The following is a 15,777-nucleotide window of genomic DNA, read 5'->3' as shown; positions in this document are numbered from 1 at the left end:
TTTGTTGGCTGGGGGCGGGTTTTTGAGATTGTTTGTTTGGGGCGATTATGGTTGGTGGAACCCGCCCCTAGGAAACCCTATAATGTAAATGATGATTGTTTGTTGGCTGGGGGCGGGTTTTTGAGATTGTTTGTTTGGGGCGATTATGGTTGGTGGAACCCGCCCCTAGGAAACCATATTTTGTAGGGCGGGTTCCACCAAAAATATCTAACAATTACCAACAATTTAGATAAACCCGCCCCCACACCACGAATAATTCACTTTGCTTTTTTCTGAGCAGCCGCATAATGCTCACTCATTAACTGATTAACTTCTGGATTGTAAATCCGCAGATAATTCCAGTAATTCTCAAACACCGATTTCACGTATCCTTTGGTTTCAGGAAACGGAATCTTTTCCGCAAAAGCATCCGGATCACTAAAACTAAACCTCTTCAACCAATCTGCTACTGCATTTGGCCCGGCATTATAACTCGCCACAGCTAACATCGAGTTATTTTTGTACTCGTCGTGAGTGTGATCCAAATACCACGTACCGAGTTTAACGTTGTCGTCCACATTCTCCAAAGAATACTTTTTGAGGCTGATTTGTTGAGCAACCCAAGCTCCTGTTTCCGGCATTACTTGCATTAAACCGGTAGCCCCAACTGATGATTTGATGGCGGGCATAAACCGCGATTCTTGCCGGATTAATGCAGTTACTAAGACGGGATTTATTGTGCGTTCTTTTGACCATTTGACAATGGTTTCTAAGTAAGGAAAAGGATAAAGTGCTTGCCAATAAATCGGTTGCTGTCTGAGTTCGAGGTATTGGGTTCTATCATCTGGTTTATCGCGTTGCCGCAAACTCCCAACCATCCACAAACCGTCTAAATTGTCTCCGACTGCAACTCGCATTAAACCGTCGGTAAACTGTTCGGCAATACTTGGTTCTACGCGGTCGATAAATTCTACTTGCCACAGCGTCCAAGCATCTCTATCTTGACCTAATTGATAGAGTTCTTTCAACGCAGGAGAACCGGCAGTTGGTTCGGGGCGCTGAGGCGGCCGCGCTACATTGGGAGACAAATCTCGGACTGTGGTAAAGTCGCCGACGGGCCAGCCGAGAAGTACAGCCGATCGCCACGCAAAATATGATTCTGGATAGCGTAAGATCGTGTAGTCAAATGCAGTCTTGGCGTCTTGTTGGCGGCCGAGTTGCTGTGCCCATTTCCCGACCCAAAATGCTGCTTCTGGAGCTTGTTCGCTGTCGGGATTGTGGGTGGTTAATTCTCTCGCCCACTGCCAAGCTGATTTTAAATCTCCGCCTTTGGCAAACTGCTGGGCGATCGTCCACCGCAATTCGCCTGCTTTATCAGAATTATTGTATTTTGTCAAGAGCAACTTCCGGGTATCTGAGGCGGATTGACCGCTGCGTGCTTTGTCGAGAATTTGCGATTTATCTAACAAAGCTTCGGGGGCATAGTTGGGGAATTTGCTAATAACTCGATCAAGCAAAACGATCGCTTCTTTCGGTTCGCTCAGCCGCGACAGCCGAATTAAACCCAAACCAGTATCTTCGGCATCGGGAAACTCGCGCACTAATTCTTGATAGGCAATTCTCGATTCCGGGATTTTTCCGTCGAGCCACAAACCGCGAGCTTTGCGGTAAAGATTTTTAGCGTTGCGGGGAGCTTTCCCGTAAGCAATAGCTCCTTTGCCGTAATTTTGTTTTTCCCAATAGCCAAAGGCAATTTCTTCCCAATCTTCCGGTTTCAAACCGGCGCTGTTTCGCTGCACCAGTTGTTCCAAAATTGTCCCGTAATCTTTGACATAATGACCGTGTTTTGCTACGAGCAGCATCAACTGCGGCTGATTGGGATTTTCTTTTAACTTGCGGAGGGCCATTTCTACGCTGCGGGGATGACCAGGAAATTCACTAATTGCCTGTTGCCAATATTCCGGTTTTGACTTGCCTAAAACATATAAAGCTTCCGCTGCTACCGGGTCGTTCGGATAGTTTTTGAGCAGTTCCTCCCAAGCTTTTTTAGTTTTGCCTTTGTCGCCGCTTAATTGGTAAGCTTGCGCCCTTTTTAGGGCAATGTGAGCAGCTAAAACCGGATATTCTTGCTCTAATTTGTCCAATAACTTTAATGCTTTGGCCGCATTTCCTTGCTGAATTAAATCGCTGGCAAGCAGGTAGCGGGCGCGGCTTTGAGGGGAGATTTCCTGCTGCGGGTTCGTACTTGCAGACTGACTGGTTGCGAGTTCAACTAATTTCGCCGATCGCTCGCTCGGTGACAGCGACACCAGCATCTTGACTTCCGATTCGGAATTCGCTGCATTCTGGGGCTGCTGAGCCTTCTGGACCGAGCCAAAACCCATCAATTTCATCGCAGCAACCAAAGAGCCGATCGCAATAACGCAAACTGAAACGCTGATTAAAACAGAAAATCGGGCCCGGCGTCGTTTTAGCATGGGAAAATTTAAGAGAATAAGATATAGAGAACCGATCGTTTGTCAAGAGCCATCAGAGGCAGGATGGGTGTTCTACGCCATCACAGGCAGGATGCCTGTTCAAGGAGAAATAAATGTTAAGAGTGGGGCAAAAACGGACAGCAGACCCCCAAACAGATGATTGAGATTGGTGGAATATCCGATCGCAGGCGGACTTGGCTGATATAGTAGCAGAATTTATTTTGATGTGGAGCGGAGAATTTGTGCGATCGATCTATTTCCCCGCACCAAGAAAAAAGCCCAAACCACCCAGTACAAAGTACAATCAAAAATCTAAAATCTAAAGTGTAAATCAAAACATGGAATTTCTAGTCACCGATACGCCCCGCTCTGTTTGGACAGGAGACGCCCTGGCAATTGGTCTATTTGAGGACGGCTTGGAACTCACCGGCGATCTGGCACAATTAGATGAAAAGCTGGCAGGCACTTTGAAAGAGCTGCTACTGGAAGTAGATTTTAAGGGCCAAGTGGGTACGAGCGCCATCACCCGCGTCGGCGGCAATAATCCCATTCGCAAAATTGCGATCGTAGGTTTGGGCAAAACAGAGGACTTAAAATTAGACACCGTGCGGCAAGCTGCGGGCGTTTGCGCCAAGTTAGCCAAAAAAGAGAAATGCAAAACCCTCGGAATTAGCTTTCCGGTGTGGAAAAACGCGCCGGATTCTACAGCCAGCGCCATCGCCGAAGGTGTAGAACTCTCCCTGAATCAAGACAACCGTTTCAAATCGGAAAAGGAAGACAAAAGCCCGCAACTCGAACAAATTCATTTGCTTGGTTTTGCCGGTACCGAAAGTGCGATCGTCCGCGCCCGCCAAATCACTGCCGGAGTCATTTTAGCACGGGAATTAGTCGCAGCGCCCGCTAATTTTGTCACCCCGATTACAATGGCCGAAACTGCTCAAAGTCTAGCTACCGAATGCGGTTTAGAATTAGAAATATTGGAGCGGGAAGACTGCGAAAAACTCGGCATGGGAGCCTTTCTCGGCGTTGCCCTAGCATCTGATTTACCGCCTAAATTCATCCATTTAACTTACAAACCCGAAGGCACACCGCGCCGCAAAATAGCAATTGTGGGCAAAGGATTGACCTTTGATTCTGGCGGTTTGAACATCAAAGGAGCCGGCAGCGGCATTGAAATGATGAAAGTAGATATGGGCGGCGCTGCGGCTACTTTCGGAGCGGCAAAGGCGATCGGACACATCAAACCAGATGTGGAAGTTCACTTTATCAGCGCCGTCACTGAAAACATGATCAGCGGCCGCGCCATGCGCCCTGGAGACATCCTCACCGCTTCCAACGGCAAAACAATTGAAGTCAACAATACCGACGCAGAAGGGCGTTTAACCCTGGCTGATGCTTTGGTATTTGCTGATAAATTGGGAGTTGACGCAATTGTCGATTTAGCAACTCTAACCGGTGCCTGCGTAATTGCTTTAGGCGACGATATCGCGGGTTTGTGGAGTCCTCAAGATAGCGTCGCCGCCGAAATAGTCGCCGCCTCAGAATTGGCAGGCGAAAAATTTTGGCGAATGCCGATGGAAGAAAAATATTTTGAGGGCTTGAAAGCATTGCACGCCGACATGAAAAACACAGGTCCACGTCCCGGCGGTTCGATTACGGCGGCGCTATTTTTGAAGCAGTTTGTAAAGGATACTGCTTGGGCCCATTTAGATATTGCCGGCACGGTTTGGAGTGACAAAGAAAATGGCTACAATGGCCCTGGGGCTACCGGTTTTGGAGTTCGGACTTTGGTGCATTGGGTGCTGGGCGGTGCTTAATTGTGGATTTCCAGCGGAAGAATTGACATTTTCTCTGCCTTAAAAGTCTGCTAGTCCATCTGTGAGCCAGGGGTTTTTAACCGCTGGCTCACTGCTTAAGTCATCTAAAAGAAAATTTAATAGGGATCATTAACAATTTAAATGTTTCGGAAGCAATCAGTACGCGAACCTATGTATTCCGTCACAGGGAGCAACGTAAGCGTTGCTAGCCGTGAGGCTCCCCATTGCTCATACTTGGGCAAAGCTTCGTTCCCAGGGCCCCACCTCGACTGTTTTGACATTTCCTGAAAAAATAGCTGTTTCATAAAAAATGAAAAAAGTATATAATTATGTAAATATTTCATTAGCCGAAATCAAATAATTAGATTTGATCTGATTTGCATTGGTACAGATAATTTTTTTCTTGAACTTTATGCAAGAACAATTAACAATTTTTTTTTCCACACTTGCTTTATCTTCTACACTCGCCTGCAACCTGGTGCCGGAGTTGCGACTGTACGCTGTTTTTGACTCGCTGACGGCACTGGCTTATTGCTCGATCGCCCTATCTTTAGTTTATTTTACCCGCCAAGGTTCTCACCGCAAGATTTTCCGGCTGTTTGCCGTTGTTTTTTTTGCTTGGGGCGCGGCTAAATTGACGGAAGTTTGGACGCTTTGGCATTCCATATATTGGCTGTCGGTAACTCTCAAAGCTGCAAGTGCTTTGATTTCTTGGCTTTTAGCCGCAATCGCCCTCGCCCTCATGCCGAAAGCACTTACCGAGTCTGGTTTAAATCAAAAAGAAAAATTTCAACAAATATCGTTAAAAGAGGTAGAACAAAATCTGCCCCAACATGATATCGAGAAAGGAGAATTGGCAAAACAAGCGCTCAATTTTTACCCTTCAGATACTATTGTCGATCGCGCTTTAGCTCTCAATTCGCTTAATGAACAGTTAGAAAAAGAAATTGCCGATCGCCACCGGGTTGAGGAAAAGTTGCAACTGACTCAATTTGCGATCGACCGATCGGCAGATGCGATATTCTGGATCGGGCCCGACGGTAAATTTTTGTACGTCAACGACGCTGCTTGCACTTCATTGGGATATTCTGAAGCAGAATTGCTCTCGATGACGGTGCATGACATCAATCCAGATTTTCCCCAAACTGCTTGGAGTTTGCACTGGAAAGTCTTAAAACGCTGCGGTTCGGTGAATATTGAAGTTCACCACCTCACTAAGTACGGTCGCATTTTTCCGGTAGAAATCACAATCAACCATTTGGAATTTAATGGCAAAGAATATCAGTGCGCGTTTGCTCGCGACATTAGCGAACGCAAGCGGATTGAGGCAGCTTTGCGAGAAAGGGAAGAAGAATTTAGGTCATTAGTTTCTAACATTCCCGGTGCGGTTTATCGGTGCAGTGCTGCGGGGCGATCGAGCGTAACTTTTATCAGCAGTGGCATAGAAGCTATTTCCGGCTATCCTGCAGCTAACTTTATGCAAAAACCGGTGCAGGCTTTTCCGAGTATAGTTCATCCCGATGACGTTGAGCAGATCGAGACAATTATCGCTCAAGCTATTAAGACAAAACAACCTTACATCATCGAATATCGCCTAATTCACTGCGACGGAAACGTGCGGTGGGTTGCAGAGAAAGGTCAAGCCCTTTTCAACGCAGACGGTGAAGTTTTATCTCTCAACGGCGCCATTTTTGACATAACAGAGCGCAAAGCAGCGGAGGATGCTTTGCGGCTCTCCGAGGCGATCGCCAACAACAGAGCTCAGCAGCTAGAAATCGCTCTCAAAGAACTCCGAGAAACTCAAGCTCACCTAATTCATACCGAAAAAATGTCAAGTCTCGGTCAAATGGTAGCTGGAGTAGCTCACGAAATTAATAACCCTGTCAGTTTTATCTACGGCAATATTTCCTACGCCAGCCAATATATCAGAGACTTGTTGCAGCTTGTGGAACTTTACCAAAAACACTATCCTGAACCCGTGGTAGAAGTTCAAGAATGTATTGACAATATCGATTTAGATTTTTTGAGAGAAGATTTACTAAAAATATTATCTTCGATGAAAATGGGAGCCGATCGCATTCGCGAAATAGTTCTGAGCTTGCGAAATTTCTCGCGTTTAGACGACTCGGTAAAAAAGCCTACAAACCTTCACGAAGGCATAGACAATACGCTCCTAATTTTGCACAACAAACTGCGCGCCAGAGGCGACTATCCCGAAATTAAAGTAATCAAAGATTATGGTAAAATCCCTTTAATTGAATGTTATGCAGGTCAGCTAAATCAGGTATTTATGAACCTGCTTAGCAACAGTATTGACGCCTTGGAAGATGCTTGCAACCAAAAAAGGCGAGCGACAGTCGGCGGCGACGATTGGAAACCAACTATTAGCATTCGCACAGAAGCCCTGAACGAAAATAGTATTTGCATCCGCATTTCCGATAATGCGATCGGCATGACAGAAGACGTGCGGAGCCGATTATTTGACCCGTTTTTCACGACAAAACCGATGGGAAAAGGCACTGGTTTGGGGTTAGCCATCAGTTACCGAATTGTCGCGGAAAAACACGCCGGAGCCTTAAGCTGCCGTTCCACCGTAGGAGAAGGTACGGAATTTGCGATCGAGATTCCTTTATAAATTAGTGCGACGGAAGTATCAAGACTTGGGCAGACGTTATCGATCGCTATAAATTGTCAAGTGGGCTGTAAAAAAAATTAACTTTTCAAGAAAAATCCAAAAATTGGCTATAAATTACCAAGGTAATAATCAACATGGCAGTGAAATTATAAATTCTGTACCTATACCTAAAGTTGAGTTGACATCGAGCATACCGCCGTGTTTTTCAACCACAATCTGCCGTGCGATAGGCAATCCCAATCCCGTACCTTTCCCTACTTCCTTGGTAGTAAATAACTCATCAAAAATCTTCTCTTGCACTACTTCACTCATGCCCACCCCGTTATCTTTGATGCAAATTATAGCTTGTTTTTTGTCGCTACAAATGTCGGTTCTAATGGTAATTTGATTGGCGATTTCTGCATAAGGTATTCCTTGATTTGATTCCTCCAAAGCATCGATCGCATTACCTAACAAATTCATAAATACTTGATTCAACTGTCCGGCATAGCACTCCACTGGTGGCAAATTCCCATATTCCCTAATCACTTTGATTTCGGGACGAGTATCGTTAGCCTTGAGGCGATGTTTCAGGATCATAATGGTGCTATCGATGCCATCGTGGATATTGCAAGCTACGGGATAGTTAGTATCCGCACGGGAGAATGTCCGTAGACTTGTACTAATATCCCGAATCCGCTTCACGCCTTCCCGCATCGAACCTACTAATTTCGGTAAATCTTCCCGGATGTATTCCAGATCGATGTTCTCGATTTCTTCTTGAATCTCTGGATCGAGTTGCGGATATTTTTGTTCATACAAATCGAGCAATCCAAACAAATCTTTGATATAATCTAAGGCGGGTTGAATATTACCAACCAGAAAACCAACTGGATTATTAATTTCGTGAGCCACCCCAGCCACTAAGTTTCCCAAGGCTGACATTTTTTCGCTTTGAACTATTTTTATTTGTGCTTGTTTGAGATCGGTAAATGCTTGTTGAGATTCTTGATACAAACGGGCATTCTCTAAGGAAATAGCAGCTTGAGAAGCCAGCAAATTTAGCACTTCAATGCGATCGCTCGTAAATGCCCCAACCGTCAGGTTATTTTCCAGGTAGAAAACTCCTATCAACTGCCCTTGATTAAGAATTGGAATACAAAGAACACTGATCGGCTGGTGCTGTTCAATATAGCGATCGCTCCCAACCTGGGAACTTACCCTAGCATCAACTATTACCAAAGGTTTCAAACTGCGCTTGACAGTGTTAACCAAACTAATTGCTACATCCTTACTTGATTCTAGAGGTATTGATGGTAATAGCTCAGGTTCCTGTCCCTCTGCTACAAGCGCCGCTACCTGTAAATACTGTTTTTGTTTGAGCAATAAGACACACTTAGTGGCGCCAGCATTCGCGATCGCTATTTTTAAAAGAGTAGTCAGGAGTTTATCTAGTTCAATCTCCCCAGAAATGGCTTGAGAGGCTTGGATCAGAGTAGGCAAATCTAGAAATTCAGAGTTGCTGCTAGAAGAGTGAGTAGAAGTAATCGTTCCCCGGGCGATCGTTTCTTTAAAGGAACTAAAGGATTGAGCTTGCTGAAGGATAATACCGAGTAGGCGAGGATAACGTTTTTCCAAATCGTCTATTTTGGCTTTAGCTCCCCAGCGGGCATAACAATAATACGCTTCAATCATGTAGGCTTGAGCTACTTTTTCTTTGCCCCATTCCAAGTAGAATTTCGCTGCTAGTTCGTTGGCGAGGGCTTCTTCGTTGATAAATTGATTTTCTTTAGCGAGGGAGATCGCGCGATCGTACATGGAAAGTGCATCGGCCTTGTAACCCAAAACCCGCTGCCGTTCTGCTTCAACTAAATACCACTTATGCAGATGATTCATAGGAGCATTTTGCGCCCACTGGTGCAGAGTCGTTTGATGGGTTTCCACTAGGGCGAGAGTTTCAGCTTGCTCGGTTTCTGGCTGTGTGGAAAACACTGCCAGATGCGTCAGGGCTGCATAGAAATGGAAAGCAGGAACATGAACCAATCCCGATAATGCCATCACATACGGCTTGACTTGACCAATGTGGTTTAAGGCAGCCGGATAATTGCCCCATGAGTAGGCAAGCAGCAGTTTGTAAATGTAGACAAGAGCGATCGCACTGAATTCACGATCCTGATAGTGCTTAGGAATCATCACCGTTTCATCATAGGCAGTTCCGATTAAGCAATCCGGCTGGTTGACGACTTCCCTCAAGTTATGCAACATCTGCCGCTCCATATGCAAATAAGTCCGAGCCGAATATTGCTTCACCTGAGCCAAGGTAGCACTGTAGACAGCCAGTTCCGGTTCCCAAGTATCCAGTTCTACCCCACCGTAAAAGTTGATGTAGCTGTAAGTAGCTATGTTGTAGCCAGCGTTAAGAAAATCGCCCGTTTCCATGCCAGCTATAAAGCCCTCTTTCAGCGTTGGTAGCCCTGCCCTCATAGCATTTTGATGATGCTGAATAAATGCCCCAAACATATTATGAGTAATGCACTTAAATTCTCGTGAATTGACCCGATCGAGCAATGAGAGTGCCAATTTACCAAAGCTATAGCCCGTTTTTGCCTCTCCCAAAAAAGCACTTAATACAAGTCCGTGAATCGCATAGCCCACCGTCGATGCGGGTGCATTCCCAAAGGAGAGCGATAAACTTACCATCGTGGAGCTAAGTAGGGGCACTAAGCCTGGAATTCCCTGGAGAATGGGTGCAAATAACATGGCCAATATTGGCATAGCTGCCTGAGTCTGAGGAGCACTCATCACAGGCAGATCCACCAGTTCCTCAATCGTTCTACCTTGGAGTTGGCTAGCAACGGCTTGTAGCGCTTGGCTAATCAAGGCTTCGTCAGGTGCGGTGGGTAATTCAATGCCCAATTGCCAGAGTGCATCTCTTGCTACTGCAATGGCTTCTAGTGACTTGCTCTGTGCTGTCTCGGCAGCGATTTGAATTTCGTAAATTTTGATTTTGTCTAAGATTGTCTGGGCTGCTTGCAACACTTGTGCTGCTATCTCTTCCATGCTGTCAAAGTCAGCATTCAAATAGGCAGCTTCGGCAGCCGCAACATAGAGGTTCAGGGTTAATTCATACTGGCTTTGCCAGCAGTTGGCTGTTAGTAGATCAATGCCTGTTTGCAGATAAACTCTGGCTGCCGTGTAGGCGGTTGAATTTCTGGCTTTACAACCGGCTTCTAAGTTAAGTTGAGCTAAGGCTTCCCGTTCGCTCGCTTGGGTGATTAACTCAATTCCTCGATTCAAATGCCCGACGATATCAAACAGTTTTTCCTCTAGCTCTATTTTTGAAGAATTTTGCTGAAGTAATTGTCCGATTTTGAGATGCGTTGCTTTTTTCTGTGAATCGGGAATTAGCGAATATGCGGCTTGCTGGACGCGATCGTGTAAAAATCGATAAGTTGGATTAGCTGAAGCCTTGAAAACTTCATCACTATCCGATTCGGTAAAGAACTTATAGATTTTGGTCGTGGGAATCACCAAACCTTCCTGTAATGCTTTCCATAAAGCCGTAGCCATCATTCCAGCAGATTTCTCACTGACAATTACTAACGTATTCAAATCAAACTGTGATCCTATACAAGCAGCTAATGTGAGAACATACTGAGTTCCTTTGGGCAGCTTCTGCAATTGCAACGCCATGAATTCAACGACATCATCAGTGATAGCTAAGGCTTTCACTTGGGCAATATCACACTGCCAATGCCGAATCTCCCAGTTAAAGCTAATTAGCTGCTCGTCATGTAATGTCTTGAGAAACTGAGTTGCAAAGAAAGGATTACCCTGAGTTTTTAGATAGACTAATGTTGTCAAAGGTTGGGCAAGTGATGATTCGCAATTCAGCGTATCCGCCACCAACAAATTCATATCTAGTTCGCTTAACGGTTCCAAAGTAATTGTATTCACTGTTGCCCCCGTTTTAACTATCTCATCCACTCTTAAGATAAATGGATGCACGGGCCAAACTTCATTATCTCGATAGGCCCCCAATACTAATAAATATCCTGTATCGAGCATCAATAATTGTAGCAAATTCAGGGATGCTGAATCCGCCCATTGCAAGTCATCCAAAAACATCACTAAAGGATGTTCTTTGCTCGTGAAAACTTGCACAAATTTCTGCATTAGCAGATTAAAGCGATTTTGGGAGGCACTTGCTGACAATTCTGTTGCAGGAAGTTGAGCGCCAATTATGCCTTCTAACTCAGGAATCACGTCAATCAAGACTTGTCCGCTGTCTCCCACTGCTGCTAAAATCTGGGTTTTCCATGTTTGCAGTTCGGTATCAGATTCTGATAGTAATTGACCCATTAAGTCGCGAAAAGCTTGCACAAAGGCACTGAAGGGAATGTTGCGTTGAAATTGATCGTATTTGCCTTTGATAAAATAACCGCGCTGACGGACAATGGGTTTATGAACTTCATTGACAACGGCGGTTTTCCCAATTCCAGAAAAACCTGCTACTAGCATCATTTCGGTGCTACCTGTGCTGACTCGCTCAAAGGCAGCTAATAGTTGAGCAACTTCTTTTTCTCTACCGTAGAGCTTTTCGGGGATAGTAAAGCGATCGCTAATATCTCGCTTTCCGAGTTCAAAATCTTCTATCTTGGCTGTTTTTTGTAACTGAAATAAACACTTTTCTAAATCGTGCTTTAGTCCTAATGCACTTTGATAGCGTTTTTCGGCATTTTTCGCCATCAGCTTACTGACAATTTTTGATAAAATTATGGGAACTTCTGGATTTATTAGATGGATCGGTTTCGACTGTTTAGCGAGGTGACAATGCACCAGTTTCATCGGATCATCAGAGATAAATGGCAACTGCCCTGTTAACAATTCATAAAAGGTCACACCCAGGGAATAAAAGTCACTACGATAGTCAATGCCTCGATTCATCCGTCCTGTTTGTTCGGGGGAGAGATAGGCTAATGTTCCTTCTAAAATATTCGGATTCTGGATTTCTTGGGTTTCTCGTGGTAGGAGGGATGCAATACTAAAGTCAATTAGTTGAATTTGTTTGGTGTCGGGATTAATGAGAATATTAGCGGGTTTAATATCTTTGTGAATGACTCGGTTTTGGTAGAGATACTGAATAATGTCTGTTAGTTGTATGGCGAGTTGGAGAAATTCTGCTAAAGGTAAAGCTTGAGATGGTTGGGTTTGATTTGTTGCTGTTTGGAGATAAGTAGATAGGGAGACTCCGCCAAAGTCCTCCATTACTAGGGCATAGCTATTCTGGTATACTTCCAGCGTCAGGGGTTTGACGATGTGAGGGAAGTCGAGATTTTTGGCAATGGTGTATTGGTTGCGAAACTGGATGAGCTCGTTGAAGGTCGGGTATTCGTTTCGCAGCAGTTTGATGACGACTGGGTATTGGTCACGGGTACGGATGCCTCGATAGACTAGGGTACGTGTACCTACATAAAGTTGCTCTGTAATCTGATAACCTGACAAATTGGCGATCGCATCCATAACTCGTTTATACAACAGTTAAATTAAAACCTTCCCTTCCATTATATTTTATTATGTGACAAAGATAGCGATCGCCAACTCTGCACCCTCGCTAGGGACAGAATTAACTGTAATTTTTTCCCAATGTTTATCAACTATTATTTGACCAAAAGCAATGTGGTCACAATCATCCGGATTCATCCGTGTACCTGTGAAAAAAGCTCCCCATCCTAATCACAACCCCTCGGACTCATCCGTGCGAGCAATCTCAAATATCAAATCTCAACTTTCAGGTGGCATGAGGTGCGATCGCTAATCCTAAATTAGTTTCTTTGCCTACTCCGCACTATTTGCGCTATGTTATGTATAGTATGGTTGCGTAATTTCTGATAATATCAGAAAACAATAATTTGTAATTTTTCACCGCCAATATACGCAGATAAACCAGGAGATAAACTTGATAATATCTGCGTACATTTGCCTGCATCTGCGGTTGTATTATGCTTTATTCCCCGTAGTGGCCGCCGACAACCTTACCCCGAAACACAACATAATTGTAGATGTTGTAAAAAATCATAATCGGGATCAGAATGCCCATGAACACAATCATAAATACCAGGGCGCTGGGCGAAGCTGCGGCTTGGTAAATCGTGATTTCCGAGGGAATAATGTAGGGAAAAACAATCAATCCCAAGCCGATGAAAGTAAGCAAAAAAATCAGAATCGTCCAGATAAACGGCGTTCGTTCTTCCTTGCTTGCGAGACTTTTCAGCAGCAGTCCCACCAATAGCACTCCCAACAAAGGAATCGTGGCAAAGACATAAACTAGCGGTTTCTCGAACAACCTGGATCTAGCACTTTCGTAAAAAATCGGAGTGGCAATTGTAATTAAAATCGCTCCGATTAAAGTTGTCACCGCCGCAATTTTAGCCGTGCGATAGTGATTTGTTTGCAGTTCGCCTTCTGTTTTCATAATTAGATAGGTTGAACCGATCAAAACATAGCCTTGAATCAGCGTCAAAGCAACCAAGATCGATCGCCAATCCAGCCAGTCCCAAGTAGTACCCACAAAGTGACCGGCTTCATCAACCGCAATGCCTTCGAGCACCGCACCCAAGGCAAATCCTTGAGCTAAAGCTGCTAAAAAACTGCCAGCACCAAAGGCATAATTCCAGAATAATTTGCGATTAGAATGCTCGCGAAATTCAAAGGCTACAGCCCGAAATATCAAACCAAAAAGCATCATGCAAATCGGTATATATAGCGCTGTCAAAATCGTGCCGTAAGCCAGGGGAAATGCGCCAAATAAAGCGCCTCCCATCAACACCAGCCAAGTTTCGTTCGCGTCCCAAACGTTGCCCAAACTCGTCATTAAAATGCCCCTGCGTTCCTCGTCGGAAGCAGTCAGAGACAGGATGCCTACTCCTAAGTCAAAACCGTCTAGCATGACATATAGCAGGAGAAACAAAGCTAAAACTACAAACCAAACTTGCGGGAGAAAATGCTCCAAAGCTTGCATAAAATCTCCTATTGTTGTGCTTCTACGGGACGTTGATCGGGAATATGTTCTGCGGGTTGACTTTCGATTGCAGGTTCATTGTCTAAACCTGGCACAGGCAGACTTAAATTAGGCCCTTGGCGGATAATTCTACTGCCAAAATACAAAGCACAAACAAACAAAAAGCTGTAAATAACTGCAAAGAAACTGAGAGAAGTTAAAACATTGCTGGCGGGGATGTTTGACACCGCATCAGCAGTGCGAATTTGCCCGTATAAAGCCCAAGGTTGTCTGCCGACACAGCGCACAATCCAACCCGATTCTACAGCAATATATCCCAGGGGAGCAGCTAATACCCAAGCGCGCATCAGCCAAGGTTGACTGCTAATATTTTCAGCAGCAAGTTTGCCTCGCATCCACTGAATTATACTGAACAGCATCAGTCCTAAAAAGAAGAATCCAATCCCGGACATGATGCGGAAACAATAGTAGATCAAACCCACCATCCGGGGTCTGTCTTCTGGCTTCCATTCCTTCAATCCGAGTACGGGTTCGGAGAGTTTTTGTTTGAATTCCAGAACGTATCCTAAGCCATTGGGAACGCTAATTTCCCAGTCATTTTTTTTGGCTTTTTCATTAGGCAAAGCTAGCAAAGTCCAATCTGCTGACTCTCCCGCTGGTGAAGTTTCCCACTTAGCTTCGATTGCTGCTAATTTAGTGGGTTGGTAGTGATAAACTTGTTCGGCGCTCAAATGTCCGATGTATATTTGCAAAGGTGCAACGGCGATGGCTGTCGCTATGGCAATTTTTAAAGACTTGGAAAAAAAGGCTTGGTTGCGCTTATTGAGAATGTACCAAGCGCTAATTCCCCCAATGACAAACAGCGAAGTTTCTAACGTCGCAAAAAACATATGGAGAATGCTGTTTAATGCGAACGGGTTCATAATTGCTTGAAAGTAATCGCTGACAATAAACTTGCCATTGACCATTTCTCCTCCCGCAGGAGTTTGCAGCCAAGAGTTAGCGACTAAAATCCAGACTGTGGATAGGTTAGCGCCGAAGGCTACCATGATTGTAGCGAAATAATGGACGATCGGGTGAACGCGCTCCCAACCAAACAGCATAATGCCTAAAAAGCCGGCTTCTAACATAAATGCCATTGAAGCTTCAAATCCTAAAATGCTGCCAAAAAAGTCACCAACTGCTTCGGAAAATGGTGCCCAATTCGTGCCAAACTGAAATTCCATCGGAATGCCTGAAGCTACTCCAATACCGAAGTTGAGGACGTAGAGTTGAGACCAAAAACGAGCGTGATGGTAGTAGTCGGGATTGCGAGTTTTCAGCCACATTCCTTCAACAATTACCAGATAAATTCCCATTCCCGTAGTCAGAACTGGCCACAGCATATGGAATATGGCGGTTAGCGCAAATTGCATCCGTGATAGCGCCACGGTGTTAGATAAGATATCCATCGTTATATCCTTTGGTCAGTTCAAGAGAGGTTAGCTTGCACAAATTCCATAATGGACACTGGTTATAATGTAGTGTAAAAATTTGTGACATTTTGTAGAGTTGGCAATTTTTAAGGTTTTATACAGATTTCGCTTGTATTTTTTTGTATGTTAAAATAGGTAGATTATTATTTGCCGTTGGGTGGGGGCGGGTTTATGAGATTGGGGGTTTTAGGCATTTATTGTCGGTGAACCCGCCCCTACAAGATTTATGTTCGGTGATGGAAATATTATCTTAGTTGGGTGGGGGCGGGTTTATGAGATTGTGGGTTTTAGGCATTTATTGTCTGTGAACTGGCCCCTACAAGATTTATGTTCGGTGAGGGAAAGATTATCTTAGTTGGGTGGGGGCGGGTTTATGAGATTGTGGGTTTTAGGC

Annotated in this window: 7 protein-coding genes; 3 read left to right on the top strand and 4 right to left on the bottom strand. The window is 44.7% G+C overall.

Annotated elements, in window-relative coordinates; all coding sequences use genetic code 11:
* Window positions 1-186, top strand: a 186-nt coding sequence (locus QUB35_RS18670) for a hypothetical protein (RefSeq protein WP_333143270.1), incomplete at its 5' end; no start/stop codon positions are given.
* A gap of 71 nt (window positions 187-257) precedes the next feature.
* Here QUB35_RS18670 and QUB35_RS18665 read toward each other — a convergent pair.
* On the bottom strand, window positions 258-2,456 hold the full coding sequence (locus QUB35_RS18665; RefSeq protein ID WP_333143269.1) for a transglycosylase SLT domain-containing protein: 2,199 nt from the start codon (window positions 2,454-2,456) through the stop codon (window positions 258-260).
* A 338-nt stretch (window positions 2,457-2,794) separates the two neighbouring features.
* On the opposite strand from QUB35_RS18665, the gene QUB35_RS18660 reads away from it, so the two are divergent.
* Together QUB35_RS18660 and QUB35_RS18655 are read left to right on the top strand one after the other, a co-directional pair.
* Window positions 2,795-4,273, top strand: coding sequence for a leucyl aminopeptidase (locus QUB35_RS18660; RefSeq protein ID WP_333143268.1), 1,479 nt, complete (start codon window positions 2,795-2,797; stop codon window positions 4,271-4,273).
* 412 nt (window positions 4,274-4,685) lie between these two features.
* Window positions 4,686-6,908, top strand: a complete 2,223-nt coding sequence (locus QUB35_RS18655) for a PAS domain S-box protein (RefSeq protein ID WP_333143267.1) — start codon at window positions 4,686-4,688, stop codon at window positions 6,906-6,908.
* A 129-nt stretch (window positions 6,909-7,037) separates the two neighbouring features.
* Here QUB35_RS18655 and QUB35_RS18650 read toward each other — a convergent pair whose 3' ends face one another.
* From QUB35_RS18650 to QUB35_RS18640, 3 genes are all read right to left on the bottom strand, one after another.
* Window positions 7,038-12,410, bottom strand: a complete 5,373-nt coding sequence (locus tag QUB35_RS18650) for an AAA family ATPase (protein ID WP_333143290.1) — start codon at window positions 12,408-12,410, stop codon at window positions 7,038-7,040.
* 484 nt (window positions 12,411-12,894) lie between these two features.
* Window positions 12,895-13,908, bottom strand: a complete 1,014-nt coding sequence (gene cydB / locus QUB35_RS18645) for a cytochrome d ubiquinol oxidase subunit II (protein WP_333143266.1) — start codon at window positions 13,906-13,908, stop codon at window positions 12,895-12,897.
* Window positions 13,909-13,916: 8 nt separating this feature from the next.
* On the bottom strand, window positions 13,917-15,359 hold the full coding sequence (locus QUB35_RS18640) for a cytochrome ubiquinol oxidase subunit I (protein WP_333143265.1): 1,443 nt from the start codon (window positions 15,357-15,359) through the stop codon (window positions 13,917-13,919).
* Window positions 15,360-15,777: the final 418 nt, after the last annotated feature.

The organism is Microcoleus sp. B13-B6, from assembly GCF_036705405.1.
Classification (GTDB): Bacteria; Cyanobacteriota; Cyanobacteriia; order Cyanobacteriales; family Microcoleaceae; genus Microcoleus.
The sequence above is the reverse complement of the archived record's forward strand: the minus strand, read 5'-3'. Positions and strand labels throughout refer to the sequence as shown.